This window comes from Massilia phyllostachyos (assembly GCF_021044825.1).
Classification (GTDB): Bacteria; Pseudomonadota; Gammaproteobacteria; order Burkholderiales; family Burkholderiaceae_D; genus Telluria; species Telluria phyllostachyos.
The window spans coordinates 192,643-219,164 of the sequence record NZ_JAJNOC010000010.1 but is presented as its reverse complement, the minus strand read 5'-3'; the positions used below and the strand labels follow the sequence as shown (position 1 = coordinate 219,164).

Below are 26,522 nucleotides of genomic sequence, written 5' to 3'. Positions count from 1 at the left end.
GCTGACGCCGGAGCGCAGCTTCGTTCGGCGTCGGCAGTTTCGGGTCAAGCAGGTGCGCCTGATACTGGCGGGTCCATTCTTCCAGCGCCCAGTTATAGGCAAAGCGGGCAGTCCCCGCCGCTCGTGCTAAATACCTTGCCTGCACATTGTTCGGATCGAGCCGGATCTGGTGGGCAGTCAGCATTGCGCATCCTTTATTGAGGCTTTCACACCATCGATCAGCTTCTGATTCTTGTGTCTGCGGCTACCGTACAATCTGGCCGATAACACCTTGATGATCTTCAGGACGTCGGTGGCCAGTTCCTCTTCAAAACTCCGGTCTTCGCCCTGGTTGATGATCACGACCTCGACCTGTTTCGCCTGGCAGATGGCGAACACTAGTTCAGCCCCGAAACGCAGCAATCGGTCTTGATGGACAAGGACCAGGCGGCCAATGTTCCCGTCAAGGATCTCACCCAGCAGCTTTCTCAATCCTTTCTTGTGGTAGTTCATGCTCGAACCGAGATCGGTAATGATCTCGAAGGGCCAACCTTGGGCTGCGCAGTACAATTCCAGCACATGCTCCTGTCGCTCCAAGTCTCCTTTCTGGTCGTTACTGGAGACACGTGCATAGGCGACGGTCCTACGCGCTAGCGGTGCGCTGTGGTAGCGCTCAGGATGCATCGATGCGAGATCGTAGCGGCGTTGACCACCTTTGGTCCGGTTGGGGATGAGCTTGCCGGTCGCCTCCCAGCGTCTCAGCGTGCTGGCCGAAACGCCAAGCGCTTGCGCGGCAGCGGTGATGGACAAAAACTTGTTCATATGAGTATGACTACTTAAAAATGAATAAGTTCCAAACTAACTGTTAAAACCCTTCGCCAGCGAGGGCGGGCGCAACAGCCACTGGGTGGCGGTCGGGCGCGACATCACCGAGCGCCGCAACGCGGCCGGGCGATCCACCGCCTCGCCTTCCACGACGTGCTCACCGGCCTGCCCAACCGGCGCCTCCTGATGGAGCGCCTGGACGCCCTGGTCGCGGCGCGCGTGCTGGCGCAAACCTGCTAAGCTGCGCCGCATGGCACACCAGACCATCCTCGAATTTTCCACCCGCGGGCGCGGCACGCGCGACATCACGCTTGACGTCGCGCAGGCCGTGGCGGACGCCGGCGCGGGCGCCGGCCTGGCCCACGTCTTCGTCCAGCACACCAGCTGTTCGCTCATCATCACCGAGAACGCCGACGCCGACGTGCGGCGCGACCTCGACACCATCCTCGCGCGCCTGGCCCCGGACGGCGACCCGGCCTACCACCACGACGCCGAGGGCCCCGACGACATGGCCGCCCACGTGCGCAACATGCTCACCGGCTCCAGCGTGACGGTGCCGGTGGACGCTGGCCGCCTGCTGCTCGGCACCTGGCAGGGCATTTATTTGTACGAACACCGCACCACGCCGCACCGGCGCCGGGTGGTGGTGACTGTCCTCTAGCCGCGGCGTATGCATCGGCAATCCGTGGACAAGGAGTGCGTGCGGTCTGAGGCTGGCGTCACATTCCCATCGACGGAGGCGCCGCCATGTTCCGCCTGTTCCGCCGCCTGTGCCTGGCGGCCGCGCTGTCCCTTCCCCTTGCCGCGTCGGCGGTCGCGCCGGCCGCCGACCACCACCAGCACCTGTTCAGCCCCGCCATCATCGCCCTGCTGGACCCCAAACCGGGGCCGGACGCGCTGCGAGAATTGACAGCCGGGGAACTCATCGGCTACCTGGACGGCGCCGGGATCCGGCGCGCCACGGTGCTGTCGGTCGCCTACATGTTCGGCAGCCCTTCCCGTCAGGTGGAGGACGACTACGCGAAGGTGAAAGCGGAAAACGACTGGACCGCGGCGCAGGCGGCGAAGTATCCGGACCGGCTGCGCGCCTTGTGCGGCTTCAATCCGCTGAAAGACTATGCGCTGCGGGAGCTGGAGCGCTGCGCCGCCCACCCCGTCCTGCGCCACGGGATCAAGATGCACTTCGGGAATTCCGACGTCCAGCTCGAGAACCCGGCCCACATCGCGCGCCTGCAGGACGTGTTCCGCGCCGCCACGCCGGGTAGAATGAAACCCGCCGCGGCATGGGCGGCCTTGCGCGCCCTGCCCCTGACGCCCGCGGAAGTCGAGCGCATCGCCCGCAACGTCGCCCCCTATCTACGCTAGACCGGCATACACCCGACCATGCACCCATCGAACATCGTCCTGCTCGAATTCCACCCCGAACGCGACGACCTCAGCCCCGGCAAGGAATTGCGCGACGGCCTGTCGGTGGCCCTGCGCATGGGCCACACGCTGTGGCTGGCCAACGACGAATCGGTCAGCATCGAGCGCCTGACCGTGTGCGAGCCCGACGGCACCGGCCAGAGCAGCTTCGCGCGCGAACACCGCCAGTACGCGCTGCACGACTACCTGCCGCTGCCGCTGCCGGCGCATGGCGAGACGGTCGAGGACATCAACGAGGCCGACATCGAAGGCCTGGCCTGCGACGGCAAGTACCTGTGGATCGCCGGCTCGCACAGCCTGCGCCGGCGCCAGCCGAAGGGAGAGGACGGCGTGCGCAAGGCGCACAAGCGCCTGGCCAGCGTCAGCGCCGACGGCAACCGCTACCTGCTCGGGCGCATCCCGGTAGTCGAGGAGGACGGCGGCTACGGCCTGGCGCGCGAATACCAGGGCAAGAACAAGACCCGCCGCGCCGCCATGCTGCGCGGCGACGCCCACGGCAACGAGCTGACCGCGCTGCTGAAGGACGACCCCCACCTCGGCCCTTTTCTTGCCATCCCCGGCAAGGACAACGGCTTCGACATCGAGGGGCTGGCGGTGGCCGGCGACCATTTGCTGCTCGGCCTGCGCGGCCCCGTGCTGCGCGGCTGGGCGCTGGTGATCGAAGTCGCCCTGGCCGACGACGAAGAGCAAGCCCTCCTGCGCCTGGCGCCGCTCGACAAGGACGGCGCGCTGTACCGCAAGCATTTCCTCGACCTGCACGGCCTCGGCATCCGCGACCTGTGCGTGCAGGGCAAGGACATCCTGGTGCTGGCCGGGCCGACCATGGACCTGGACGGCCCGGTGCGGGTGCTGCGCTGGCGCGGCGCCGCGGCGCCAGCGGGCGAACGCGTGGTGCACGCGCAGGAACTCGAAACCGTGCTGGAACTGCCCTTTGGCCAAGGGGTCGATCATCCCGAAGGCATGAGTCTCTTCCCCGGCAAGGACGGCAAGGAAACCGAGCTGCTGATCGTGCACGACAGCGCCTCGCCCGGTCGCCAGATCGGCGACAGCACGCTGGTGGCGGACGTCTACACGATTCCGCGCAAGCGCAGGCGGGATTGACCGGGAGCGCAGCCGGCGCCGTCCGGCGGTGAGATTGCGCGCATTTTGGGGTACGTCAGCGCTGCTATGCTACGGCGTCGACATCCAACCATGCCCCATGCCAGTCAGTCCCGGTTCTCCCACATCACCGCGCCCGCTCGCCGGCATCCGATGAGCGCCAATCCCGACGAACTGGGCGCCGCGCCCCACGCGACGCCGCTCGAAGCCCTGACCATCGTCCTGATCTGCTTCGGCCTCTTCATCGCTGCCTCGCTCGACACCGCGTCCAGCTGGCGGCCGGGCGCAGCGAACGGTTTTTCGGATGCGGGTTTCGATCATCTCGTGCGCCTCGAACTGATCCTGGCGGCGATCGCCCTGTTCCTGCTGCGCGGCCGCGCGTATCCGCTGCGCACACTCGTCCCCCAGCCATCATTGCGCGGGATGGTCGAGGGCGCGCTGCTGTGCGCCGCCGTCTTCCTGCTGGACGGCGTGGTCGCACTCATGATGCCCTCTTTCGGCACCACCGCCATCGACGAGATGCTGGCCGCCACCATGGTCACCTGGTCGAGCACCATTCCCGCCATGGTCGTGAACGGCCTGTACGAGGAAGTGTTCCTGATGGGCTACCTGACGCGCGGCATGCGCCGCTACGGCGCCTCGACCGCGATCGGCGTCACGCTGTTCGTGCGCGTGCTGTACCATTCCTACCAGGGTCCGGTCGGGGTCGTGTCGGTGCTGCTGTGCGGCCTCCTGTTCGGGCTTTACTTCCAGCGTACCAACCGCCTGTTCCCGCTGGTGTTCGCCCACATCGTCATCGACCTGATCGCCTTTCTCTGACCATGAACCTGTTCGGCAAACCGTACCTGCGCTCGGTGTCGGTCGATCCGCGCGCCGACATCGACCTCGACACCTATCCCTTCACCATCCCCGCGGTCAGGGACATGGGCGTGATCGACATGCATCCGGACGTCACCTTTTTCGTCGGCGAGAACGGGGCCGGCAAGTCGACCGTGCTGGAAGCGATCGCCGTCGCCCTCGGCTTGCCGGCCGAAGGCGGGCCGCGCAGCGTGCACCGGCCGCAGCAGGAAGTCTCTCCGCTGGAGCGGCACCTGAAGCTGGTCAAGGGCGCGCGCCAGTCGCGCCATGCCTGGTTCCTGCGCGCGGAAAGCATGTTCAATGTGTTCAGCTACATGGACGAGGTAGGCGGCGAACGGCGCAACGGCGGCGGCCTGCACCGGCGCTCGCACGGCGAAGCCTTCGCCGAGCTGCTGCAAAACTTCCAGCCCGGCGGCCTCTACCTGCTCGATGAGCCGGAGGCGGCGCTGTCGCCGAACCGCCAGCTCGGCGCCCTGTGCATCATCGACGAGCTGGTCAAGAAGGATGCACAGTTCATCATCGCCACCCACTCGCCCATCCTGCTGGCCTATCCGCGCGCGGCCATCCTCAGCTTCGACGATACGGGCATCACGCCGGTCGCCTACCAGGACACCGAGCACTACGCGACCACGCGCGACTTCCTCAACCACTATCCGCGCCGCCTGCAGCAACTGTTCGACGACGAGTGAAGCGCCTGCATTACCCGCCGCGCATGAATCGCTGGATTTGCCGTTTTTGTGAGAATTGTTGAATTTCGTGGGTGATGCCCGGTGCTATTCTCGCGGCCTTTCGCAGTCCGGGTTTGTGCATGACACCAAAAATGATTCTGTGGGCGCTGCTGGCGCTCATGCTGGCCAGCGGCATGACTGAGGCGCAGTATGCCGCCGAACACATGGTGATACCTCCCTGGTGGGTCCTGCTGTCGGGATTTCTGTCAAATTTCCTCCCCTATTACTGGTACCGCCTGGACAGCGAGCGGCGCCAGTTCCTGCCGCCGGCATGGATGACCAGCGCCGTCGTGGTCTTCGCGCCGCTCGGGATTCCCGCCTACCTCGCGCGCAGTCGCCCGCCGCGGGCCCGGCTGCCGGCGATCGGCCGCATGTGCCTGCACGTCGGGAAAATGCTGCTGGCATTCGTTGCCGGTGTGTTCGCCTATCACGTGATGCCGGGCTGACCATGCTTGCGCCGCGTCGCCGGCGTTCTTGCTAAGCTGGCGGCATTCCCAACCCACCCATGAATGGAGCTTACGATGCGCAAGATGATCATGATGGCGATTGCCGGCCTGCTGTGGAAGAAATTCGGCGGCAAGTACGCGCGCCGCTCGGCCTATGGCCGCAACTACCGCGGCTTCTGAGCCCGCCGGGGGCGGCAGCGGCAGGCAATAATCGCGCCGCCGCCGTCCACGGCCGAGTTCCATGCAGTAGAATCGCTGGCTTTAAGGCAACCTTTTCCTTAAGGCCGACGATGGACAACCCGCAGCACCCGCCCGCGCACGAGCTCAAGCGCGGACTCAAGAACCGCCACATCCAGCTGATCGCCCTCGGCGGCGCCATCGGCACCGGCCTGTTCCTGGGCGTGGCCCAGACCATCCAGCAAGCCGGCCCCGCCGCCCTGCTCGGCTATGCGGTCGCCGGCCTGATCGCCTTCCTCATCATGCGCCAGATGGGCGAGATGATCGTCGACGAGCCCGTCGCCGGTTCCTTCGGCTACTTCGCCAGCAAGTACGGCAGCCCGCTGGCCGGCTTCGCCTCCGGCTGGAACTACTGGGTCATGTACATCCTCGTCAGCATGGCCGAACTGTCGGCGCTCGGCATCTACGTCCAGTACTGGTTCCCCGAGGTCCCGACCTGGGTCTCGGCGCTGGGCTTCTTCGTCGTCGTCAACGCCCTCAGCCTGCTCAATGTGCGCGCCTTCGGCGAACTGGAATTCTGGTTCTCGATCATCAAGGTGGCCGCCGTGGTCGGGATGATCGTGTTCGGCATCTACCTGCTGGCGAGCGACAGCGCCGGCCCGCAGGCGGGCGTGTCCAACCTGTGGCGCCACGGCGGCTTCTTCCCGAACGGCTTCACCGGCCTGGCCCTGTCGATGGCGGTGATCATGTTCTCCTTCGGCGGCCTGGAAATGATCGGCATCACCGCCGCCGAGGCGGACAACCCGGGCCGCACCATCCCGCGCGCCATCAACCAGGCAATCTGGCGCATCGCCATCTTCTACGTCGGCGCGCTGGCCGTGCTGCTGATGCTCTACCCGTGGTCCAAGGTCGCCCTCGGCGGCAGCCCCTTCGTCCTGATCTTCGCCGCGCTCGACAGCAATGCGGTCGCCAACGTCCTGAACCTGGTGGTCCTGACCGCCGCGCTGTCGGTCTACAACGGCTGCGTCTACGCCAACAGCCGCATGCTGTTCGGCCTGGCCGAACAGGGCAACGCGCCGCGCGCCCTGCTGAAGGTATCGAAACGCGGCGTGCCCTTGGCGGCGCTGGCCGTGTCGGCGGTGGCCACCGGGATCTGCATCTGCATCAATTACTTCCTGCCGAAGGAAGCCTTCGGCATGCTGATGGGGCTGGCCGTGTCGGCGCTGGTCATCAACTGGGGCATGATCTGCTGGAGCCACCTGCGCTTTCGTCGCCAGAAGACGGCCTCCAGCCAGGCCACCGCCTTCCGCAGCCCCCTCTTCCCGCTCACGAATTACCTGTGCCTGGTCTTCCTGGCCGGCATCATCGTCGTGATGTACCTGACCCCCGGCCTGCGGCTGTCGGTCTGGATGATCCCGGCCTGGCTGGCCCTGCTCGCCGTGGCCTATGGGCTGCGTCAGGCGCGCAGCGCCGTCGTGTAGCCGGGCTCCAGCGGAATCGCCAGCGTGACGGTGATGCCGCCGTCGTCGCTGTCGATGCGCAGTCTGGCGCCGATCCGGGCCGCGCGCGCATCCCTTGCTGGCCGAAGTGGCCGGGTTTGCCCCCGGCGAAACCCTCCAGACACCGGCCGCCGCGGCAGGCTGCAGGGAACGACGCTGCGCCCGACAAGCAGGAGACGTTGCACGATACGCATCTTCACATCGTGGCCCCGCTGCCGGCTTCGTCCAGATACCGATGCCACGCTTGGGGGGAGCATTTGCGGCTCATTCGGACGCTCGCAAATACCTTGTAAAGACGCCAATAAACATCACATCGCTCGCGATGGCGCCGACCGCGTTTAAAAAGTCATGGCGCGCTCGCCGCAGCCGGGCTTTATTGTTACAGTGTCCAGGTTGCAATAAATAGGGCCCAAGAGCCGACCTTTCACACTACACCAGGGGGAAGACTTTGAAGAAGATTACCGCCAGCCTCGTCGCACTTGCACTGTTCTCCGGCGACGCCGCCAGGTTCGCCGCCGCCCAGGATTACACCCGCTACAGCCCGGAAGCCCAGGACCGCGAGATCGCGCAGATCGCCACCTCGCGCCTGTCGGTCATGGTGCGCATGCGCGACGGCGTCTCGCTGTCGACCGACATCTACATGCCGAAGAACGTCAGCGGCAAGCTCCCCGTGATCCTGTGGAAGACGCCGTACAACGAAGGCAAGCTCAAGGGCGGCACGATGCGCTACGCGCTCGAATCGGTCAAGCGCGGCTACATTTTCATCGTCCAGAACGAACGCGGCCGCTATTTCTCCGAAGGTAAATGGGAAATCCTCGGCAATCCGCAGACCGACGGCTACGACACCCTGAGCTGGATCGCCGAGCAACCCTGGTCGAACGGCAAGGTCGGCACCCTGGGCTGCTCGTCCTCGGCCGAATGGCAGCTGGCCCTGGCCGGCCTGAACCACCCGGCCCACGCGGCGATGGTGCCGATGGCCTCCGGCGCCGGCATCGGCAAGGTCGGCCGCTTCCAGGAGCAGGGCAACTGGTACACCGGCGGCGTGCCGCGCAACCTGTTCTTCGTCTGGCTGTACGGCGTCGACAATCCGCTGCGCGCCCAGTTGCCGGCGATCGCCGACGAGAAGATGCGCGCCCGCATCCGGTCCTATGACGACCTCGACCCGGCCAAGCCGAAGGTGGACTGGAACAAGCAGATCAAGCACCTGCCGGTCGACCAGTTGCTGAGCTCGCTCGGCGAACCGGCCGGCACCTTCGAGGAACTCATTAAACGTTCCCCGGCCGACCCTGCCTGGAACAAGGGCGGCCTCTACCACGAAGGCATGGGCTGGGGCGTGCCGGCGCTGTGGTTCAACAGCTGGTACGACGTCTCCATCGGCCCCAACCTGGAACTGTTCAACCACGCACGCGCCGCCGGCACCGACAAGGAAGCCAGCAATAACCAGTATGCCGTGGTGGCGCCGGTGCCGCACTGCCAGTTCGCGCGCCTGGGCCCGAACACGGTGGTGGGCGAGCGCTCGATGGGCGACACCAGTTTCGACGTCGACGGCGCCGTCTATGGCTGGTTCGACCGCTGGCTGAAAGGTGACAGCAAAGCATTCCCCTCGACCACCCCGAAGGTGCGCTACTACGAGATGGGCGCCAACAAGTGGCAGAACGCCGGCGCCTGGCCGCCGGAGAACGTCAAGCCGATGCGCCTTTACCTGCGTTCCGGCGGCCGCGCGAATTCGCTGTACGGTGACGGCCGCCTGGCAAGCGAGGCGCCGGCCGCGAACGAGGCGGCGGACCGCTACCGCTACGACCCGATGAACCCGACCCAGACCGTGGGCGGCGGCGACTGCTGCAACGGCGGCATCGTGATCCCCGGCGCCTTCGACCAGCGTCCGGTCGAGGCGCGCAACGACGTGCTGGTCTACACCAGCGACCCGCTGCCCAAGCCGGTCAGCGTGGCCGGCTTCGTCGACGCGGTCCTGAAAGTGTCGTCGAACGCCAAGGACACCGACTTCGCGGTGAAACTGGTCGACGTGGCGCCGGACGGCACCGCCTGGATCATCGGCGACACCATCTTCCGCGCCCGCTACCGCAATGGCTACGACAAGCCGGAAATGCTCAAGAGCGGTGAAGTCGTGACGATCCGCCCGACCCCGATCGCCACCGCGATCCAGTTCGGCGCCGGCCACCGCATCCGCGTCGAAGTGAGCTCGTCGAACTTCCCGAAATTCGTGCGCAACCTGAACACCGGCGGCGCGAACGAGAGCGAGAAGACCGGCGTGATCGCGGACAACGCGGTGCACCACGACAGCGCGAACCAGAGCTACATCGAGCTGCCGGTAGTCCGGTGACATCGTAGGGTGGGCGATCCCTCGCCCACGCGTTCAACGAACGGGGGGTTGCCACGGAGCGGGCCACGAGACGTAATTTGAACGCGTGGGCGGAGGCCCGCGGGGCCGCCCAGGCTCACCCTACTGTCAGAAATCTTTACAGGCGGTCTGTAACGCATACCGCAAGTCACTGATTTCAAAGGTCCCGCTTGTCGTGGAATGGTTATTGCTGCTGCATGATCGCAGCACAAATAATTATCCAAAACATACAGGGAGCCTTTCATGAACGCGATTTCTACCGCCGCAGCATTGTCTCTCGCGGCCGTCCTCGCCGCGCCTGCCGCCCATGCCGGCGTCGTCACCGCCAACAACGCCGGCGGCGATGCCTACACCAATCCGACCTCCACCAACCAGGGCCAGGCCATCGGGACCAGCGGCTGGTACTACAACAACGTGAGGAATGACACCAGCGTCGGCATCGACGCCAGCCACCCGCGCTCGGGCAACGGTTCGGTCGCCTTCAACGCCCCGAACAACGGCAAGGCCGACATCGAATACCTGCCGGGCGCCATCGCACCGACTGGCAACTACGGTTCGACCGCTTCGCTCGGCCTGTTTTCCGACCTGGTCTCGATGTCCTACGACTGGTACCGCGACGCCTCCAGCCAGGCCACCGCCCACCTGCACCCTTCGCTGCGCGTCCTGCTCGACCGCGACGGCGACCTGTCGACCGTAAACGACCGCGGCGGCTTGGTGTTCGAACGCGTCTACAACGGCCTGCCGACCTCGGTCGACCAGTGGACCAGCGACATCGTCAACGGTAACAGCTTCGTCTGGAACTTCGGCCTCGGCCTCGGCAACGAGTACGACCTGGACGGCAACGGCTATGCCTACAACAGCACCCTGGCCGACTGGCAGTCCTTCCTGTCCGGCGCCGTCATCATCGGCTTCAGCTCGGGCGTTGGCAGCGGCTGGGCGCCGTTCAGCGGCGCGGTCGACAATATCGCCTGGAACATCGGCGGCGTCGGCACCAGCACCAACTTCGAACTGGCCGCCGCCGACGTGCCGGAACCGGCCACTCTCGGCCTGCTCGCCATCGGCGCCTTCGGGCTGGCCGCGCGCCGGCGCCGCAACGGCGCGCGCTGATCCACAGCCTCGGGCTCCACCCCTGCCGGGCCGGACGCAGTATCTGTCCGCGTCCGGCCGCACCGCTTTCCACGCTTGCGCACCAGCGAGGCGGAAGCCGACAGGGAGAATCGGCCAGATGTTTCTTGATAGAAATCGGCAAAAGTGATACCATGCGATGCGGTAAAACATGAGTTGACTCGATGACCGCATCGTCGCCCTGGCCAGCCCCCTCCCGGACAGGTTTCTTGGCCAAATTACTATTGATATCCAGCCTGTTCGCCGCCATCGGCGCGCAAGCGGCCTGCACCGCGACCGGCGCCTGCGTGTCGGCCGGTGCGCGCCCGCCCAGCGTCGACCCGACCCGGAGCGCCCTGCTCGGCGCCCGGCTGTCACTGAGCGCCGTCGGCTGGGACAATGGACGTGGTCGTCCAGTAACACCGAGGACACGAGGAACACCATGATCACCAAACACCTGCGCCCGTGGCGCCGCCTGCTGCTGCTGGCCCTGCCGCTGCTGGCCCTGTGGCTGGCGCCGGCCACGGCGCGCGCCAACACCTGCAGCGCCTCGATGACCGACGTCGTGTTCGACAAGGTCAGCCCGATCGCCGGCAGCGACTACTACGCGACCGGGACGCTGACCATCAACTGCACCTACTCGCCCGGTAGCGGCCTGGCCGGCCTGCTATTGCCCAACGTATCGGTCTGCGCCACCCTGGGCGGCAACGACTACGCCCTGCGCACCATGAAGAACGGCGGGAACGCCCTGCCCTTCAACCTGTACACCGATGCCAGTTATGCGGCCGCGAAGATCTGGGGCCAGGGCGCCGCCACCGGCACCGCCGCGTTCAACGCCTCACTGACCGCCCTGCTCTCGCTCGGGACCGCCACCGGCAGCGTCACCGTATACGGCCGCATTCCTGGCAACGCCATCGGCGCCGTGCCCACCAGCGGGGGCGCCAGCACCACCTATACCGCGAGTTTCGCGGGGCTCGGCATCCTGCGCTACGCCTTCGGCACCCTGGTCGATACCGGCTGCACGAACGGCAGCATCGCGACCTTCTCGTTCCAGGCGCGCGCCAGCGTGGTGAACGACTGCTACATCAACGCCAATCCGCTGACCTTCGGCGCCACCAACGTCCTGAGCGCGGCCGTGCGTGCGCGCACCACGATCAACGTCCAGTGCACCGCCGGCAGCCCCTACCAGGTCACGCTGAATGCCGGCGCCAACGGCGCCGGCGGCGTGCGCCGCATGAAGAACCCCGTGACCGGCGAGATGGTGCGCTACACGCTCTCGGCTACCCTGGACGGTGGCAACTGGGGCGACGGCACCGTCGGCCAGCCGCTGGGCGGCACCGGCACCGGCGCGGTGCAGGCGCTCGGGGTCTTCAGCCGGGTCGATCCGCAGACCACGCCGACGCCGGGCGACTACAAGGACACGGTGACGGCCACCGTCTCGTTCTAGGCAATTGCCACGATTTCCATGATTTTTGCGGCGCTGCCGCCGGCGCGCCGCATTGCATCGCACAAAGGCTGGAAAGCCAGCTTTTATTCTTCCATTCCCTGCGTTGCGGCATAGTTTCGCGGTCGTGCCCCATCGATACTGTCGCCTTTGCGCAGATGTGGCCCGGCGCCGGATTTTGCTGCACGGCGTATGCTGCATAGCAATATGAAAATAGTTCCGCGCGAGCCCCGTGGCGGGCGCCGTTGGTCTCATAATACTTGCCGCATTTCACCTTACAAAGGGGTAGCGTTTATGAGTCAGAGTAAGCCTCTGTCACTGCATGTACCGGAGCCTACCGGCCGTCCGGGATGCAAGACCGATTTTTCGTATTTGCAATTAAGCCCTGCCGGTTCCGTCCGGCGTCCGCCCGTCGATGTCGCTCCTTTGGAGACAAGCGATATCGCAACCGGCCTGATCCGCGTCCTGGACGAGAACGGCGACGCCGTCGGTCCCTGGGACCCGAAGGCCGATCCCGAACTGCTGCGCTTCGGCCTGCGCACCATGATGAAGACCCGCATTTTCGATGCGCGCATGGTGATCGCCCAGCGCCAGAAGAAGATGTCGTTCTACATGACCTCGCTCGGCGAGGAAGCCATCGGCACCGCCCAGGCCCTGGCCCTGCAGGACGGCGACATGCACTTCCCCACCTACCGCCAGCAGAGCCTCCTGATGGCGAAACAGATTCCGCTGGTCGAGATGATCTGCCAGCTGCTGTCCAACGAGCGCGATCCGCTCAAGGGCCGCCAGCTGCCGGTGATGTACTCGGTCCGCCGCGCCGGCTTCTTCACGATTTCCGGCAACCTCGCGACCCAGTACCCGCAAGCCGTGGGCTGGGCCATGGCGTCCGCCATCAAGGGCGACACGACGATTGCTTCGGCCTGGATCGGCGACGGCGCTACCGCCGAATCCGACTTCTCGACCGCCCTGACCTTCGCCCACGTCTACCGCGCGCCGGTGATCATGAACGTGGTGAACAACCAGTGGGCGATCTCGACCTTCCAGGCGATCGCCGGCGGCGAGAGCGTCACCTTCGCCACCCGCGGCATCGGCAGCGGCATCGCCTCGCTGCGCGTGGACGGCAACGACTTCCTGGCGGTGCTCTCCGCTTCGCGCTGGGCCGCCGAACGCGCCCGCTCGAACCTGGGCCCGACCCTGATCGAATGGGTCACCTACCGCGCCGGCCCGCACTCGACTTCGGACGATCCTTCGCGCTACCGCCCGGCCGACGACTTCCAGCACTTCCCGCTGGGCGACCCGGTCGCGCGCCTGCGCCAGCACCTGACGAAGAACGGCTGGTGGTCGGACGAAGAACACGACAAGGTCCAGGCCGAACTCGAGGCCGAGATCCTCGCGGCCCAGAAAGAGGCCGAATCCTACGGCATCCTGGGCGACGAGCGCGCCCCGAGCGCCGCGACGATGTTCGAGGACGTCTATAAAGAGATGCCGGAGCACCTGCGCCGGCAGCGACAGGAATTGGGAGTATGAGCATGGCTCGCGACGATCAACCGAAAGATACGGCGACGATGCCGATGACCATGATCCAGGCGCTGCGCTCGGCGATGGACGTGATGATGGAACGCGACGGCAACGTCGTGGTGTTCGGCCAGGACGTGGGCTTCTTCGGCGGCGTGTTCCGCGTCACCGACGGCCTGCAGGCCAAGTATGGCAAGTCGCGCGTGTTCGACGCGCCGATCTCGGAAGGCGGCATCGTCGGCACCGCCGTCGGCATGGCGGCCTATGGCCTGCGCCCGGTGGTCGAGATCCAGTTCGCCGACTACTTCTATCCGGCGACCGACCAGATCGTGTCCGAAGCGGCGCGCCTGCGCTACCGCTCGGCCGGCGAGTTCACCTCGTCGATGGTGATCCGCATGCCCTGCGGCGGCGGCATCTACGGCGGCCAGACCCACAGCCAGAGCCCGGAAGCCTTCTTCACCCACGTGTGCGGCCTGCGCACCGTGATGCCGTCCAATCCCTACGACGCGAAAGGCCTCTTGATTGCCTCGATCGAGAACGACGACCCGGTGATCTTCCTGGAGCCCAAGCGTTTATATAACGGCCCGTTCGACGGCCACCACGACCGTCCGGTCGTGCCATGGTCCGGCCATGCGCTGGGCAACGTCCCGACCGGCTACTACAAGGTCGACCTGGACAAGGCGGCCATCGTCCGCCCGGGCAACGACGTCACCGTGCTGGCCTACGGCACCATGGTCTGGGTTTCGGAAGCCGCGGCGCGTGAAAGCGGCGTCGACGCCGAGGTCATCGACCTGCGCAGCATCTGGCCGCTGGACCTCGAGACCATCGTCAATTCGGTCAAGAAGACCGGCCGCTGCGTGATCGTGCACGAAGCCACCCGCACCAGCGGCTTCGGCGCCGAACTGGCGGCTCTCGTGCAGGAACACTGCTTCTACCAGCTGGAGGCGCCGATCGAGCGCGTCACCGGCTGGGACACCCCGTATCCGCATGCGCAGGAATGGGCTTACTTCCCGGGCCCCGACCGTGTCGGCGCGGCCTTGAAACGCGCGATGGAGGGTTGAACGAATGGGTATTCACGTCATTAAAATGCCGGACCTGGGCGAAGGCATCGCCGAGGTCGAAGTCGTGGCCTGGCATGTGCAGCCGGGCGACACGGTCAAGGAAGACCAGGTGCTGGCCGATGTCATGACCGACAAGGCGACGGTCGAGATTCCCTCGCCCGTCGCCGGTGTGATCACGTCGCTGGGCGGCGCCGTCGGCCAGTCGCTGGCCGTGGGCGCGGAACTGATCCGCCTCGAAGTCGAAGGCGCCGGTAACTTCTCGGGCGAGAAGGCGAAGCAGGAGCCGGTGAAGTCGGCGGCGGCTACCGCGCCGGCCGAGGAAGTCGGCGATCCGCAGCTGGAAGCGGTGGCGGCGAGCGAAGCGAAAGCGCCGGCTCCGGCCAAGGCGCCAGCCAAGCCCGCGCCAGCTCCGGCAATGCGCGCACCGCAGCATGCCGCGCCGATGCGCGCCGAAGGCGACAAGCCGCTGGCGGCGCCGGCGGTGCGCAACCGCGCCTGGGACCTCGGCATCGAGCTGCAGTTCGTGCACGGCTCCGGCCCGGCCGGCCGCATCACCCACGCCGACCTCGACGCCCACGTGTCGGGCCACCGTTCCTCGAACGGCGCGGCGCGCGGCGACAGCCGCTACGCCAGGCGCGAAGGCGAACACGCGGCGCCGGTGATCGGCCTGCGCCGCAAGATCGCCGAGAAGATGCAGGAAGCCAAGCGCAACATCCCGCACTTCACCTATGTCGAAGAGATCGACGTCACCGAACTGGAAGCCCTGCGTGCCCAGCTCAATGCGCGCTACGGCGCCGAGCGCGGCAAACTGACCCTGCTGCCGCTGCTGATGCGCGCGGTCGTGCTGGCCCTGCGCGACTATCCGATGATGAATGCGCGCTTCGACGACGACAACAACCTGCTGACCCAGTACGAGCCGGTGCACCTGGGCATCGCCGCCCAGACCGACGCCGGGCTGATGGTGCCGGTGGTGCGCCATGCCGAGTCGCTCGACCCGTGGGCCTCGGCCGCCGAAGTGCTGCGCCTGGCGGAAGCCGCGCGTACCGGCAAGGCCACGCGCGACGAGCTGACCGGTTCCACCATCACCATCACCAGCCTCGGTCCGCTGGGCGGCATCGTCACCACCCCGGTCATCAACCGTCCGGAAGTGGCGATCATCGGCACCAACCGCATCGTCGACCGTCCGGTGATCCGCGACGGCGCCATGGTGGCGCGCAAGATGATGAACCTGTCGTCCTCGTTCGACCACCGCGTCATCGATGGCCAGGTGGCGGCCAAGTTCATCCAGACCATCCGCGGCTATCTCGAAGCCCCGGCCACCATCTTCGTGGAGTAAGCGCATGGAGACCATCAATACTACCCTCCTGATCATCGGCGGCGGTCCTGGCGGCTACGTGGCCGGCATCCGCGCCGGCCAGCTGAAGGTGCCGACCGTGCTGGTCGAAGGCGCCTCGCCCGGCGGCACCTGCCTGAACATCGGCTGCATTCCATCGAAGGCGCTGATCCACGCGGCCGAGGAATTCTGCAAGGCGCGCAGCTATGCGGCGGAGACCTCGCCGCTGGGGATTTCCAGCGCCGAGCCGCGCATCGACCTGGAAAAGACCGTGGCCTGGAAGGACGGCATCGTCAAGAAGCTGACCGGCGGCGTCGGTGCGCTGTTGAAGAAGAATGGCGTCAAGCTGGTGAACGGCTGGGCCACCATCCTGGACGGCAAGACCGTCGAGGTGCGCCCGGAAGGCTCCGAGGAAGCGACCGTGCGCATCCGCTGCGAGCACATGCTGCTGGCCAGCGGTTCGGACGCGGTCGAGCTGCCCTTCATGCCCTTCGGCGAGCGCGTGATTTCCTCGACCGAGGCGCTGTCGCCCGGCGAAATCCCGCAGCGCCTGGTGGTGGTCGGCGCCGGCTACATCGGCCTGGAGCTGGGCACCGCCTACCGCAAGCTGGGCAGCCAAGTCACGGTGGTGGAAGCCGCGGACCGCATCCTGCCGGCGTACGACGCGGACCTGGTTAAACCCGTGGCGGCCGCACTCGATCGCCTGGGCGTGGACGTGCGCCTGGCGACGTCCGTGCTCGGCATGGATGAGACGGGAACGCAGGTCCGCGTGCGCGATGCTTCCGGCGTGGAAGCGCTGCTGGAAGCCGACAAGGTGCTGGTAGCGGTCGGCCGCAAGCCGAAGACCGTCGGCTGGGGCCTGGAAAACCTGATGCTGGACATGAACGGGCGCGCGGTCAAGGTCGACGACCAGTGCCGCACTTCGATGCGCAACGTCTGGGCCATCGGCGACCTGACGGGCGAACCGATGCTGGCCCACCGCGCGATGGCGCAGGGCGAGATGGTGGCCGAGATCGTCTCCGGCAAGAAGCGCCACTTCGCGCCCGCCGCGATTCCGGCGGTGTGCTTCACCGACCCGGAAATCGTGGTGGTCGGCATGTCGCCGCTGGACGCCGACAAGGCCGGCATCGAAGTCATCACCGCCAGCTTCCCCTTCAGCGCCAACGGCCGCGCCATGACCGTCGAGAGCACCGACGGATTCGTGCGCGTGGTAGCCCGCAAGAACGACCACCGCATCATCGGCTGGCAAGCCGTGGGCGGCGCGGTGTCCGAACTGGCGGCCGGCTTCACCCAGTCGATCGAACTGGGCGCCCAGCTGGAAGACATCGGCGGCACCATCCACGCCCACCCGACCCTGGGCGAAGCGGTACAGGAAGCCGCGCTGCGCGCGCTGGGCCACGCCCTGCACATCTGAGCGACCCGATCCCCTATCCGAAGCCGCCTTTCGAGGCGGCTTTTTTTACGTCAGGCGCCCATGCATATGTACGTTAGTTTGCGCACATAGGCAAAGCTCCTATGCATACTTTGTTACATCTCCAAACAATATTTGCAATTGTGCGCATGGTGCTAAATGTGTCACATGTGCAATAATCCGCTCGTGCTCGGGAATCCGCCCCAGCGCCCAAGAGAATAAGGTCCACAAAATGATCAAGAAAATCGCAGCCGTCACCGCCCTCCTCGTCGCTTCCTCGGCCGCTTTTGCCGCCCAGCCGAACACCTTCTACGCGGGCGTCGACGCCGGCAAGACCCGCGTCAGCAACGGAGACTTCAAGGAAACCAGCTACGGCGCCTTCGCCGGCTACAACATCACCCAGGGCTTCGCCGTGGAAGCCGGCTACCGCCGCCTGGGCAAGGACGAGCGTCCCGGCTACAAGGCCAGCGCTGACGCCTACACCCTGTCGGGCCTGGGCACTCTGCCGGTCGGCGAGAGCTTCAATGTGTTCGGCCGCATCGGCCTCACCCAGCTCGACGCGCGTGCACGCGTGGCCAGCTTCAAGGAATTCGACAGCACCGTGCGCGCCGTGATTGGCGTCGGCGTCGGCTACTCCTTCAACCCGAAAGTCTCGGGCCGCCTGGAATTCCAGAAGACCGGCAGCGACATCCGCAACCTGAGCGCCGGCGTGGCCTACCAGTTCTGATGCAGCGATTCGGCCGTGTAGACTCCATTCTTTATGTATGATGCATAAATGAAGGGAAGGCCGAATAATATATGCATGCGCACGATAAACGCCGAATTTGCGCTTTATCGTGCTCCTGTGCAATAATCGCGCCCCCTGCGCATTGACGCAGGCAATAACCTTCAATAACAAGGCCTCATCATGATCAAGCACATCGCCGCAGCAGCCGCCCTGCTCGCCGCATCGTCCGCATTCGCCGCCCAGCCGGGCACCCTGTACGTCGGCGCCGACGTCGGCAAGACCAAGATCGACGACGTCTCCGGCCGCGCCACCAGCGCCGGCGCCTTCATCGGCTACAACTTCCACCAGAACCTGGCAGTCGAAGCCGGCTACCGCCGCATGGGCGACTACGACGTCTACGCCGCCGGCGCCTACGGCGAAGTCGACCTGGACGCAGCCTCGCTGTCGCTGGTCGGCACCCTGCCGCTGAGCGGCGGCTTCAGCCTGCTGGGCCGCGTCGGCTACAACCGCCTGGAAGCCGACGCCAAGGTGCGCGGCTACGGCAGCGGCAAGGCCCACGATTCGGGCGCCGTGCTCGGCGTCGGCGTCGGCTACGCCTTCACCCCGAACGTCTCGACCCGCCTCGAGCTGCAGCGTCCGGGCAGCGATGCGACCAACCTGAGCGTCGGCATCTCGTACCAGTTCTAAGCTTTACCGCTCGAAAACGACAAAGCCCGGCTCGCACCGGGCTTTGTTTTTTTGGTCTGTCGATACGGCGGACTACTTCGCCAGCACGGTCCCCAGCTTCAGCGCCGAGTCGACCACCTCGTCGATCGCGGGCCGGTAGCCATCCCCGATCCAGCGCAGCGCGATATGGATCACCCCGCCCACCACGCCCGCCTGCAGCAATTCGTCCTCCACCGCCCCCGGTGGCGCCACGATGCGCGCGACTTGCTTGCCGATCGCGCGCAGCGCGGCATCGAAGGCCTGGTCCACCGCCCGGCTCACGCCGCGGATCTCGACCAGGAACACGCGCGCCGACTGCGGCTCGCGCTGGAGCGCCGCGAAGTAGGCGTGCAGCATGGCGCGCGACTTGGCGGTGCGCGCCCGGCCCGCCTCGTTCGCCGCTTGGGTGATCTCGCCGACCACCTTGTACGTCACCGCATTGAAGGAATCGATCAGCAGCGCCTCGCTGTTGGCGAAGGACTCGTAGAAGTAGCGCTCGGTAAGGCCGGCCGCTTCGCACACGGCCTTCACGGTCGCCTGGTGGTAGCCGCGTTCGCCATAGACGGCGATGGCGGCCGCGATCAAACGGACGCGCCGCTCGGCGCGCCGCTCCTCCTGCGACAGGCCCCGGTAGGACCGGGTGGGGGTGAGCTCGGCTTTCATGACCAACATTCTACACAGAAACTTGCCACCAAGATTCTGACAATGTACAGTGTCAAGTGCAACGAGATTCGGAACAGGATTACGGAGACACCATGCACGCCCCCGCTTCACCCGCGGACGGGCCGGCCCCGGCGCCAGAGCCGGTGCTGGACGTCCTGATCGTCGGCGCCGGCCTGTCCGGCATCGGCGCCGCCGCCACCCTCGGCCGGCGCTGCCCCGGCAAACGCTATGCCATCCTCGAAGCGCGCGAGGCCATGGGCGGAACCTGGGACCTGTTCCGCTATCCCGGCATCCGTTCCGACTCCGACATGTACACCCTCGGCTATGGTTTCCGGCCCTGGCGCGACCCGCAGGCGATCGCCGGCGGCCCGGCGATCCGCGCCTACATCGAGGACACCGCGCGCGCATGCGGCATCGACGAGAACATCCGCTACGGCCACCGGGTCCTGGGCGCCAGCTGGTGCAGCCGCCAGGCCCTGTGGAGCGTCGAGGCGCGCCTGCCGGACGGTTCGACCCGCCTGTTCCGCACCCGCTTCCTCTACCTGTGCAGCGGCTACTACCGCTACGACCAGGCTTACCGCCCGCGCTTCGAGGGCGAGAAAGCTTTTCGCGGCCGCATCGTGCAGCCGCAGTTCTGGCCGCGCGATTTCGACTATACCGGCAAGCGCGTGGTGGTGATCGGCAGCGGCGCCACCGCCGTCACCGTGGTCCCGGCCATGAGCGAACGGGCCGCCCATGTCACCATGCTGCAGCGCTCACCTGGCTATGTGGTGGCGCGCCCCGGACGCTACCGCTTCGCCGAGCGCATGCGCGCCCTGCTACCGGAAAGCCTGGCCTGGCGCCTGGTGCGTACCCGCGTGATCGGCGAGAGCATGTTCCTGTACTGGCTGGCGCGCAGCAAGCCGGAACTGGTCAAGCGCAAGATCGTCGAGATGGCCGCGCACGGGCTGGGCTCGAGCGAGGCCGCCGCGCAGCACTTCACGCCGCGCTACAAGCCCTGGGACCAGCGGGTCTGCGTGGCGCCCGACGGCGACCTGTTCGAGGCGGTGCGCGCGGGACGCGCGTCGGTGGTCACCGACCACATCGACCGCTTCACCCCGAACGGCATCCTGCTCCAGTCGGGCCGTGAGCTGGAAGCCGACGTGGTCGTGATGGCCACCGGCCTGACCCTGCAGCTGTTCGGCGGCGCGACGCTGGTGGTCGACGGACGCGTGGTCGACCCGAGCCGCGCGATGTCGTACAAGGGCATGATGCTGAGCGACGTCCCGAACTGCGCCCTCGCCTTCGGCTACACCAACGCATCCTGGACCCTGAAGGCCGACCTGACCGCCGAATGGGTGTGCCGCCTGCTGCGCCACATGGATGCGCGCGGCCAGGCCATGGCGGTGGCGCCGCGCGACCCGGGCGTGCCTGAAACGCCCTTCCTCGACTTCGATTCCGGCTACGTCGAGCGCGCCCGCCACCTGCTGCCGCAACAGGGCGCCGTCAAGCCCTGGCGGGTTTACCAGAACTACCTGCGCGACCTGCTCACGATCCGCTTCGGACGCATCGAGGACGGCGTGCTGCGCTTGAAGCGCCTTGATTCAGAAGGAACCCCTGCATGAACCTTGCCAATCGTGTCGCCGTGGTCACCGGCGCCGGCGGCGGCATCGGCCGCGCCACCGCGCTCGCGCTGGCGCGGCGCGGCTGCCACCTGGCCCTGGCCGACATCGACGCCGCCGCCGTCGCAGCCGTCGCCGAAGAAGCGCGTCGCCTGGGCGTACGCGCCTCGCACCACCACCTCGACGTCGCCGACCGCGGCGCCGTGCGCGCCTTCCCGGCGCAGGTGGACGCCGCCCACGGCCGCGTCGACCTGCTGGTCAACAATGCCGGCGTCGCGCTGGGCGGCACCTTCGAGCAGGTCCACGAGGACGATTTCGACTGGCTCATGGAGATCAACTTCCACGCCGTGGTGCGCATGACGCGCGCCTTTCTCCCGCGCCTGCGCGCAAGCGACGAGGCGCGGGTGGTGAACGTGTCGAGCATCTATGGCATCATCTCGCCGCCGGGCCAGAGCGCCTACGCGGCCAGCAAGTTCGCGGTGCGCGGCTTCAGCAACGCGCTGCGCCATGAGCTGGAGGGCAGCACGGTGGGCGTGAGCGTGGTGCATCCGGGCGGCGTGGCAACCGCGATCGCGAAAAATGCGCGGGTGCCGAAAGACGCACCGCAGGAGGACATCGCGCGCGGCCGCGCCATCGCCCAGCGCCTGCTGCGCATGGCGCCGCACGAAGCCGGGGAAACCATCGTGCGCGGCATCGAAGGGCGCCGCGCACGCATCCTGGTGGGAAGCGACGCGAAGATCGTGTCGGTGCTCGAGCGCCTGAGCCCCGTCCATTACTGGACACTGTTGAAGCGAGCGACCGGACGATGAACCTTGCCGCCACCCTGCTGTACGCCCTCGGCGCCATCGTGCTGCTGCTGGTCCTGCTGTACCAGTTCAGCCTACGCACCACGCGCCGCATCGAGGATGCACTGCCGCCCGCCCACCTGTTCGTCGAAGCCGACGGCGTGCGCCTGCACGTGCGCGACGAAGGCGAAGGCCCGGTCCTGCTGCTGATCCACGGCCTGAACGGCCAGCTGAACCACTTCAACTACGGCGCCGTGCGCGACCTGGCGCGGCGCTACCGCGTGGTCGCGCTCGACCGCCCCGGCGCCGGCTACTCCTCGCGTCCCGCCGGCGTGGCGGCCGACCTGTCGACCCAGGCGCGCACCATCGCGCGCCTGATCGAACGCCTGGATCTGGGCCGGCCGACCGTGGTCGGCCATTCGCTGGGCGGCGCCACCGCGCTCACCCTGGCGCTCGAGCACCCGGACAAGGTCGGCGCCCTGGCCCTGATCGCGCCGCTGACGCATACCGACGGCGCCGTGCCACCGGCCTTCCGCGCCCTGACCATCGCCTCGCCGCGGCTGCGCAGCCTGTTCGCCTGGACGCTGGCGGTCCCGCTCGGCATCCTGGGCAGCAAGTCGGTGCTGAAGCAGGTCTTCGCGCCTGAGACTCCGCCGCGCGACTTCGCCACCCGCGGCGGCGGGCTGCTCAGCCTGCGGCCGCGCCAGTTCCTCGCCGCGTCAAGCGACGTGCTGGCCCTGCGCGAGCACATGCCGCGCCTGGAGGCGCGCTACGGCGAATTGGAGACATCGGGAATTCCGGTCCACGTCCTGTTCGGCCGCGGCGACCGCCTGCTCGACTGGCGCGACAACGGTCAGGCGTTGGCCGACAAGGTAGCGGGATGCAGGCTGGAAGTCGTCGAGGGGGGCCATATGCTGCCGGTAACCCAGCCGGAGCTAACCGCCCGCTTCATCGAAGAGGCGGCCACAACGACTCGTAGGGTGGGCGGTGGACCGCCCACCCTACGAGGGCATCAGCGTTCGCGGTCCGCCGTGCCCTGATCGTACTGCGTCGGGTCGGTCTCGGCCGGATCCTGCAGATTCGCCCCCTGGCGGTTGCCACCGCCCTGCTGCTCCACCGACTGCCGGCTCGCGCCCGATTCCCCGCGGCGGGTATTGATCCCTTCCATGCCGGTCTGGATCTGGCCGCCGTCGCTGCCGCCCTGGAAGGCCTCGTCGGCCTCCTCGTGGGTGGTGCTGCCGGCGAGCAGGTCGTCGCTGCGGCTCTCGCGCTGCCGGCCGTCCTGGCCGGCGCCGCCGCCCATCGATCCGATATCGCCGGTGCCGCCGGTCCCGACGCTGGCTGCGCTGCCGGTGCCGTCCTTGGTGCTCTGGTGATAGTTGCGCCCTTTGGCGTCATTTCCTTCCGCTTGCATCGACATATGGCCTCCTGGTGTGCTGGATTCAGGCAACCATCATAGACCCGGCGCGGGCCCGCACGAATAGGCGCAGGCCCGCGCCGCCTGTAGGAGCGCGCCTCAGGCGGCCAGGACCTGCTGGCCCAGCGCCTTCACCAGGCTGGCAAGGTCGTAGGGCTTGCGCAGCACGATGGCGTCCGGCCAGTTCGCCACCTCGCCGTTGCCGGTCGCAAATACGATGCGCATGCCCGGCACCTTGCTGCGCGCCTGGGCCGCCAGGGTGTCGCCCGACATGCCGGGCAGCTGGACGTCGGTGATCAGGATGTCGGTGTCGGCCGTGATCATCGGCAGCGCTGTCTCGGCGTCGCCGGCCGCCTGCACCCGGTGGCCGAGATGCTCGAGCAGGGCCGCGGTGTTCGCGCGGATCGCGTCCTCGTCCTCGACCAGCACGATCGACAGGCCGCCAGCCTTCACGCTGGCCGCTGGCGCGGCGGCCACGGTCTCCGGCTGGCTCTTCTGCTTGGCCAGCACCTGGCGAATCCTGCGCGCCAGGCGCTCGCGCGTGTAGGGCTTGCCCAGCAGTTCCACGCCCGGATCGAGCCGCCCGCCGTGCACGATGGCGTTCTCGGTATAGCCCGAGGTGAACAGCACGGCGAGGTTCGGCAGCCGCTCGCGCGCGATGCGCGCCAGTTCCGGGCTGCGCAGGGTGCCGGGCATGACCACGTCGGTGAACAGCACGTCGATCGGCACCCCGCTTTCGATCACGGCCAGCGCGCTGGCCGCGTCCGAGGCCTTCAGCACGCGGTAGCCGAGCTGGGTCAGCATCTCGACGACCGTCGCGCGCACCGCCTCGTCGTCCTCGGCCACCAGGATGGTTTCGCTCCCGCCCACCGCGCCCTGCTGCTCCACGGGGCCGATCGGCTCTTCCGCCGCCGTGCTGCGCGGCAGGTAGATCTTGACCGAGGTGCCCTGGCCTATCTCGCTGTAGATCTTGACGTGGCCGCCCGACTGCTTGACGAAGCCGTAGACCATCGACAGGCCCAGGCCCGTGCCCTTGCCTTCTTCCTTGGTCGAGAAGAAGGGTTCGAAGGCGCGGCCCGCCACTTCGGGCGCCATGCCGGAGCCGGTGTCGGTCACGGCCAGCATCACGTACTGGCCCGGCATCACGTCGCCGTGGGCGCGGCAGTACATCTCGTCCAGCACCGCGTTGGTGGCCTCGATCGTCATGCGGCCGCTGCCATCCATGGCGTCGCGCGCGTTGATCGCCAGGTTCAGGATCGCGTTCTCGACCTGGCCGACGTCGACCGCCGTGTTCCACAGGCCGCCCGAGATCACCATCTCGATCTCGATCTCCTCGCCCAGCGCGCGGCGCAGCATGTCTTCCATGTTCGACACCAGGCGGCCGATCTTGATCACCTTCGGTTCGAGCGGCTGTCGGCGGCCGAAGGCCAGCAGGTAGCTGGCCAGCTTGGCGCCCTTTTCCACCGCCGAGCGCGCGTTCTCGATATAGCGCGCGCCGCCCTGGCGCGGATCCGGGTCGGCGTGCGCCATCTGCAGCAGCTGCAGGTTGCCGGAGATGATCTGCAGCAGGTTGTTGAAATCGTGCGCCACGCCGCCGGTCAGCTTGCCGATGGTCTCCATTTTCTGCGACTGCTGCAGCGCCAGCTCGGTGCGGCGGATCGCGTCCTGCTGCTCGCGTTCGGCGGTGATGTCGCGCCCGATCGCGTGCACGAAGCGCTCGTCCGGCGCCGCGGTCCACGACAGCAGGCACCAGCTGCCGTCCTTGCGGCGGTAGCGGTTCTCGAACTTGTTGACGTAGCCGCCCTGGCCGAGGGAGGCCATCTGGGCGATGGTGGCGCCGCGGTCGTCCGCATGCACCAGCTCCATGAAGTTGCGGCCCAGGATGTCGGTCTCGGACCAGCCCAGCAGCGCCCCGAAGGACGGGCTGACCGCCTCCACGCTGCCGTCGAAGCGCGCCACCAGCAGGATGTCCTTCGACAGGCGCCACATGCGGTCGCGCTCGGCCGTGCGCTGCGCCACCTGGCCTTGCAGGTCGTCGTTCAGGGCCGCGTAGCGCTGCGCGGTGTTCTTCTGTTCTTCGATGTCGGTATTGGTGCCGACCCAGCCGATCACTTCGCCACCCTCGCCCCCATCTGCGCGCAGCGGCACCGCGCGGTTCAGGTGCCAGCGGTAGGCGCCGTCGGCGCGGCGCAGCCGCACTTCCGACTCGAAGGGCTGGCCGGTGGCCACCGATTCGGTCCAGCGCGCGCGGATCGCCTGCAGGTCGCCGGGGTGGATCATGCGTCCCCAGCCGTCTCCCAGCAGGGCGGCGTGGTCGTAGCCGCTGTAGGCGAAGATGACATCGTTGAACCAGTTCAGGCTGCCCCTGGCGTCGGCCGACCAGACCTGGTTCGGCATCGCCTGGGCGAAGGTGCGGAAGCGCGTTTCGCTGTCGCGCAGCGCGCGTTCGGCCAGCACCCGTTCGGTGACGTCGTTCCCCTGCACGAAGATGCCGATCACGGCGCCGTCCTCGCCGCGCACCGGCTGGAACACGAAGTCGAGGTAGTGCAGGCGGCTCTCGCCATCTGCGGCCATGAGCCAGATCGCGGTGGCGACGCCGCTGTGCGGGCGCCCGCTGGCGTAGACCTCGTCGAGCAGGCGCAGGAAGCCCTGGGAAGCGACTTCGGGCAGCACCTCGCCCACCGTGCGGCCGGTGATGTCGCGCCGTTCGACCAGGCCGAGATAAGCCTCGTTGACCAGTTCGTAGCGGTGTTCGGGGCCGACCAGGGTGGCGGTGAAGCCCGGCGCCTGGGCGAACATCGCGCGCAGGCGGTCCTGTTCGCCGGCCAGGTAGCGCTTCGCGCGCACCTTGTCGGTGGTCTCGGTCACCAGGGCCAGCACGCCCACGATGGCGCCGTCGTCGCCGACGATCGGCGAATAGTCCAGGTTCAGCCAGACCTGCTCGGGCACGCCGTGGCGGCGCAGGTCGAGTTCGGCGTCGCGGTAGGACAGCGTGCCGCCGGCCAGCACCACCTTCATCACATTGTCGTTGAAGGCGGCTTCGTCGGGCCAGCTGGCGCGTACCGCGACCCCGAGCTGGGCCGGATGGCGTTCCGCCGCGATCCGGGCGTAGCCGTCGTTGTAGATCATGACGCCATCGAGGCCCCACATCGTCACCATCGGCGCCGGCGAACGCAGGATCAGTTCGACCGTGTTGCGCAGCACCGGCGACCAGCCGTCGATGGGACCGAGACTGGTGGCGCCCCAGTCGAATGCGTCGATGATCTTGCCAAGCTCACTGCCGCCCTGAGCGAAGGAGCGGGCCGGAGCCCGGTTGGTTTCCACTGCCTGTTGCGCCATGCTGGATGAATGGTTCTTTGTGA

At 67.3% G+C, this 26,522-nt stretch carries 27 protein-coding genes; 20 read left to right on the top strand and 7 right to left on the bottom strand.

The genetic code is table 11. The features are described from left to right. The 3 genes from LQ564_RS22830 to LQ564_RS26060 all read right to left on the bottom strand — a co-directional run. Positions 1–184 (bottom strand): helix-turn-helix domain-containing protein (locus tag LQ564_RS22830; RefSeq protein WP_231060414.1); only part of this gene is annotated, 184 nt, incomplete at its 3' end. Next, positions 178–801: an IS607 family transposase gene (locus LQ564_RS22825; RefSeq protein ID WP_231060413.1), complete on the bottom strand. Its 624-nt coding sequence runs from the start codon at positions 799–801 to the stop codon at positions 178–180. The genes LQ564_RS22825 and LQ564_RS22830, both read right to left, overlap by 7 nt. A 36-nt stretch (positions 802–837) precedes the next feature. After that, positions 838–1,056, bottom strand: a complete 219-nt coding sequence (locus LQ564_RS26060) for a hypothetical protein (protein ID WP_371873535.1) — start codon at positions 1,054–1,056, stop codon at positions 838–840. On the opposite strand from LQ564_RS26060, the gene LQ564_RS22815 reads away from it, so the two are divergent. From LQ564_RS22815 to LQ564_RS22785, 7 genes are all read left to right on the top strand, one after another. Then, positions 1,055–1,465 (top strand): secondary thiamine-phosphate synthase enzyme YjbQ, encoded by a 411-nt coding sequence (locus tag LQ564_RS22815; RefSeq protein ID WP_231060412.1) that lies wholly within the window; start codon positions 1,055–1,057, stop codon positions 1,463–1,465. The genes LQ564_RS26060 and LQ564_RS22815 overlap by 2 nt on opposite strands. Positions 1,466–1,551: 86 nt before the next feature. After that, positions 1,552–2,169 carry an amidohydrolase family protein gene (locus LQ564_RS22810; protein ID WP_231060411.1) on the top strand — a complete coding sequence of 206 codons (618 nt, stop codon included), beginning with the start codon at positions 1,552–1,554 and terminating at the stop codon, positions 2,167–2,169. 18 nt (positions 2,170–2,187) lie between these two features. Continuing rightward, on the top strand, positions 2,188–3,330 hold the full coding sequence (locus LQ564_RS22805) for a DUF3616 domain-containing protein (protein ID WP_231060410.1): 1,143 nt from the start codon (positions 2,188–2,190) through the stop codon (positions 3,328–3,330). 150 nt (positions 3,331–3,480) lie between these two features. After that, positions 3,481–4,146: a CPBP family intramembrane glutamic endopeptidase gene (locus tag LQ564_RS22800; protein WP_231060409.1), complete on the top strand. Its 666-nt coding sequence runs from the start codon at positions 3,481–3,483 to the stop codon at positions 4,144–4,146. A gap of 2 nt (positions 4,147–4,148) precedes the next feature. Next, positions 4,149–4,874, top strand: a complete 726-nt coding sequence (locus LQ564_RS22795; RefSeq protein WP_231060408.1) for an AAA family ATPase — start codon at positions 4,149–4,151, stop codon at positions 4,872–4,874. A gap of 131 nt (positions 4,875–5,005) precedes the next feature. Beyond that, positions 5,006–5,359 (top strand): hypothetical protein, encoded by a 354-nt coding sequence (locus tag LQ564_RS22790; protein ID WP_231060407.1) that lies wholly within the window; start codon positions 5,006–5,008, stop codon positions 5,357–5,359. Between the two features lie 290 nt (positions 5,360–5,649). Further along, the gene (locus tag LQ564_RS22785; protein WP_231060406.1) at positions 5,650–7,017 is read left to right on the top strand and encodes an amino acid permease; all 1,368 of its coding nucleotides are present in this window, start codon (positions 5,650–5,652) and stop codon (positions 7,015–7,017) included. Here the strand turns inward: LQ564_RS22785 and LQ564_RS22780 are convergent. Further along, positions 6,993–7,229, bottom strand: coding sequence for a hypothetical protein (locus tag LQ564_RS22780; RefSeq protein ID WP_231060405.1), 237 nt, complete (start codon positions 7,227–7,229; stop codon positions 6,993–6,995). The two genes, LQ564_RS22785 and LQ564_RS22780, sit on opposite strands and share 25 nt — an antisense overlap. Before the next feature lie 254 nt (positions 7,230–7,483). Between LQ564_RS22780 and LQ564_RS22775 the strand changes: the two genes are divergently transcribed. From LQ564_RS22775 to LQ564_RS22730, 10 genes are all read left to right on the top strand, one after another. Then, complete coding sequence (locus LQ564_RS22775; protein WP_231060404.1) at positions 7,484–9,376, top strand: CocE/NonD family hydrolase; 1,893 nt, start codon at positions 7,484–7,486, stop codon at positions 9,374–9,376. Between the two features lie 261 nt (positions 9,377–9,637). Next, on the top strand, positions 9,638–10,501 hold the full coding sequence (locus LQ564_RS22770) for a PEP-CTERM sorting domain-containing protein (protein ID WP_231060403.1): 864 nt from the start codon (positions 9,638–9,640) through the stop codon (positions 10,499–10,501). A gap of 227 nt (positions 10,502–10,728) precedes the next feature. Continuing rightward, the gene (locus LQ564_RS22765) at positions 10,729–10,944 is read left to right on the top strand and encodes a hypothetical protein (RefSeq protein WP_231060402.1); all 216 of its coding nucleotides are present in this window, start codon (positions 10,729–10,731) and stop codon (positions 10,942–10,944) included. Beyond that, entirely contained in the window at positions 10,941–11,945 is a 1,005-nt protein-coding gene (locus LQ564_RS22760; RefSeq protein ID WP_231060401.1) for a Csu type fimbrial protein, read from the top strand. The genes LQ564_RS22765 and LQ564_RS22760 overlap by 4 nt, the downstream gene beginning before the upstream one ends. A 291-nt stretch (positions 11,946–12,236) precedes the next feature. After that, positions 12,237–13,469: a 3-methyl-2-oxobutanoate dehydrogenase (2-methylpropanoyl-transferring) subunit alpha gene (locus LQ564_RS22755; protein ID WP_231060400.1), complete on the top strand. Its 1,233-nt coding sequence runs from the start codon at positions 12,237–12,239 to the stop codon at positions 13,467–13,469. 38 nt (positions 13,470–13,507) lie between these two features. Then, positions 13,508–14,518: an alpha-ketoacid dehydrogenase subunit beta gene (locus LQ564_RS22750; RefSeq protein WP_231060417.1), complete on the top strand. Its 1,011-nt coding sequence runs from the start codon at positions 13,508–13,510 to the stop codon at positions 14,516–14,518. 4 nt (positions 14,519–14,522) lie between these two features. Next, complete coding sequence (locus LQ564_RS22745; RefSeq protein WP_231060399.1) at positions 14,523–15,854, top strand: dihydrolipoamide acetyltransferase family protein; 1,332 nt, start codon at positions 14,523–14,525, stop codon at positions 15,852–15,854. 4 nt (positions 15,855–15,858) lie between these two features. Further along, positions 15,859–17,265 carry a dihydrolipoyl dehydrogenase gene (gene lpdA / locus LQ564_RS22740; RefSeq protein ID WP_231060398.1) on the top strand — a complete coding sequence of 469 codons (1,407 nt, stop codon included), beginning with the start codon at positions 15,859–15,861 and terminating at the stop codon, positions 17,263–17,265. 229 nt (positions 17,266–17,494) lie between these two features. Then, positions 17,495–17,989, top strand: coding sequence for an outer membrane beta-barrel protein (locus LQ564_RS22735; RefSeq protein WP_231060397.1), 495 nt, complete (start codon positions 17,495–17,497; stop codon positions 17,987–17,989). A gap of 180 nt (positions 17,990–18,169) precedes the next feature. Further along, the gene (locus LQ564_RS22730; protein ID WP_231060396.1) at positions 18,170–18,676 is read left to right on the top strand and encodes an outer membrane beta-barrel protein; all 507 of its coding nucleotides are present in this window, start codon (positions 18,170–18,172) and stop codon (positions 18,674–18,676) included. A 72-nt stretch (positions 18,677–18,748) separates the two neighbouring features. Here the strand turns inward: LQ564_RS22730 and LQ564_RS22725 are convergent, their stop codons facing one another. After that, on the bottom strand, positions 18,749–19,366 hold the full coding sequence (locus tag LQ564_RS22725) for a TetR/AcrR family transcriptional regulator (RefSeq protein ID WP_371873533.1): 618 nt from the start codon (positions 19,364–19,366) through the stop codon (positions 18,749–18,751). An 83-nt stretch (positions 19,367–19,449) separates the two neighbouring features. Between LQ564_RS22725 and LQ564_RS22720 the strand changes: the two genes are divergently transcribed. From LQ564_RS22720 to LQ564_RS22710, 3 genes are read left to right on the top strand one after another with little or no spacing between them, the layout of a single operon-like run. Further along, positions 19,450–20,961: a flavin-containing monooxygenase gene (locus tag LQ564_RS22720; RefSeq protein ID WP_231060394.1), complete on the top strand. Its 1,512-nt coding sequence runs from the start codon at positions 19,450–19,452 to the stop codon at positions 20,959–20,961. After that, entirely contained in the window at positions 20,958–21,767 is an 810-nt protein-coding gene (locus LQ564_RS22715; protein WP_231060393.1) for an SDR family NAD(P)-dependent oxidoreductase, read from the top strand. Before LQ564_RS22720 ends, LQ564_RS22715 begins: the two co-directional genes overlap by 4 nt. Then, the gene (locus tag LQ564_RS22710) at positions 21,764–22,783 is read left to right on the top strand and encodes an alpha/beta fold hydrolase (protein ID WP_231060392.1); all 1,020 of its coding nucleotides are present in this window, start codon (positions 21,764–21,766) and stop codon (positions 22,781–22,783) included. Before LQ564_RS22715 ends, LQ564_RS22710 begins: the two co-directional genes overlap by 4 nt. On the opposite strand, the gene LQ564_RS22705 is transcribed toward LQ564_RS22710, so the two are convergent. Next, positions 22,756–23,163 (bottom strand): hypothetical protein, encoded by a 408-nt coding sequence (locus LQ564_RS22705; RefSeq protein WP_231060391.1) that lies wholly within the window; start codon positions 23,161–23,163, stop codon positions 22,756–22,758. The two genes, LQ564_RS22710 and LQ564_RS22705, sit on opposite strands and share 28 nt — an antisense overlap. 96 nt (positions 23,164–23,259) lie before the next feature. Next, on the bottom strand, positions 23,260–26,499 hold the full coding sequence (locus LQ564_RS22700; protein ID WP_231060390.1) for a hybrid sensor histidine kinase/response regulator: 3,240 nt from the start codon (positions 26,497–26,499) through the stop codon (positions 23,260–23,262). Positions 26,500–26,522 lie beyond the last annotated feature (23 nt).

Coding starts and splice junctions, on each gene's coding strand:
- LQ564_RS22780 (WP_231060405.1), bottom strand. CDS start 7,229: ATGCGTATCGTGCAACGTCTCCTGCTTGTCGGGCGCAGCGTCGTTCCC.
- LQ564_RS22760 (WP_231060401.1), top strand. CDS start 10,941: ATGATCACCAAACACCTGCGCCCGTGGCGCCGCCTGCTGCTGCTGGCC.
- LQ564_RS26060 (WP_371873535.1), bottom strand. CDS start 1,056: ATGCGGCGCAGCTTAGCAGGTTTGCGCCAGCACGCGCGCCGCGACCAG.
- LQ564_RS22735 (WP_231060397.1), top strand. CDS start 17,495: ATGATCAAGAAAATCGCAGCCGTCACCGCCCTCCTCGTCGCTTCCTCG.
- LQ564_RS22750 (WP_231060417.1), top strand. CDS start 13,508: ATGCCGATGACCATGATCCAGGCGCTGCGCTCGGCGATGGACGTGATG.
- LQ564_RS22730 (WP_231060396.1), top strand. CDS start 18,170: ATGATCAAGCACATCGCCGCAGCAGCCGCCCTGCTCGCCGCATCGTCC.
- LQ564_RS22795 (WP_231060408.1), top strand. CDS start 4,149: ATGAACCTGTTCGGCAAACCGTACCTGCGCTCGGTGTCGGTCGATCCG.
- LQ564_RS22800 (WP_231060409.1), top strand. CDS start 3,481: ATGAGCGCCAATCCCGACGAACTGGGCGCCGCGCCCCACGCGACGCCG.
- LQ564_RS22715 (WP_231060393.1), top strand. CDS start 20,958: ATGAACCTTGCCAATCGTGTCGCCGTGGTCACCGGCGCCGGCGGCGGC.
- LQ564_RS22700 (WP_231060390.1), bottom strand. CDS start 26,499: ATGGCGCAACAGGCAGTGGAAACCAACCGGGCTCCGGCCCGCTCCTTC.
- LQ564_RS22725 (WP_371873533.1), bottom strand. CDS start 19,366: ATGTTGGTCATGAAAGCCGAGCTCACCCCCACCCGGTCCTACCGGGGC.
- LQ564_RS22755 (WP_231060400.1), top strand. CDS start 12,237: ATGAGTCAGAGTAAGCCTCTGTCACTGCATGTACCGGAGCCTACCGGC.
- LQ564_RS22710 (WP_231060392.1), top strand. CDS start 21,764: ATGAACCTTGCCGCCACCCTGCTGTACGCCCTCGGCGCCATCGTGCTG.
- LQ564_RS22815 (WP_231060412.1), top strand. CDS start 1,055: ATGGCACACCAGACCATCCTCGAATTTTCCACCCGCGGGCGCGGCACG.
- LQ564_RS22810 (WP_231060411.1), top strand. CDS start 1,552: ATGTTCCGCCTGTTCCGCCGCCTGTGCCTGGCGGCCGCGCTGTCCCTT.
- LQ564_RS22705 (WP_231060391.1), bottom strand. CDS start 23,163: ATGTCGATGCAAGCGGAAGGAAATGACGCCAAAGGGCGCAACTATCAC.
- LQ564_RS22785 (WP_231060406.1), top strand. CDS start 5,650: ATGGACAACCCGCAGCACCCGCCCGCGCACGAGCTCAAGCGCGGACTC.
- LQ564_RS22790 (WP_231060407.1), top strand. CDS start 5,006: ATGATTCTGTGGGCGCTGCTGGCGCTCATGCTGGCCAGCGGCATGACT.
- LQ564_RS22825 (WP_231060413.1), bottom strand. CDS start 801: ATGAACAAGTTTTTGTCCATCACCGCTGCCGCGCAAGCGCTTGGCGTT.
- LQ564_RS22745 (WP_231060399.1), top strand. CDS start 14,523: ATGGGTATTCACGTCATTAAAATGCCGGACCTGGGCGAAGGCATCGCC.
- LQ564_RS22770 (WP_231060403.1), top strand. CDS start 9,638: ATGAACGCGATTTCTACCGCCGCAGCATTGTCTCTCGCGGCCGTCCTC.
- lpdA (WP_231060398.1), top strand. CDS start 15,859: ATGGAGACCATCAATACTACCCTCCTGATCATCGGCGGCGGTCCTGGC.
- LQ564_RS22805 (WP_231060410.1), top strand. CDS start 2,188: ATGCACCCATCGAACATCGTCCTGCTCGAATTCCACCCCGAACGCGAC.
- LQ564_RS22720 (WP_231060394.1), top strand. CDS start 19,450: ATGCACGCCCCCGCTTCACCCGCGGACGGGCCGGCCCCGGCGCCAGAG.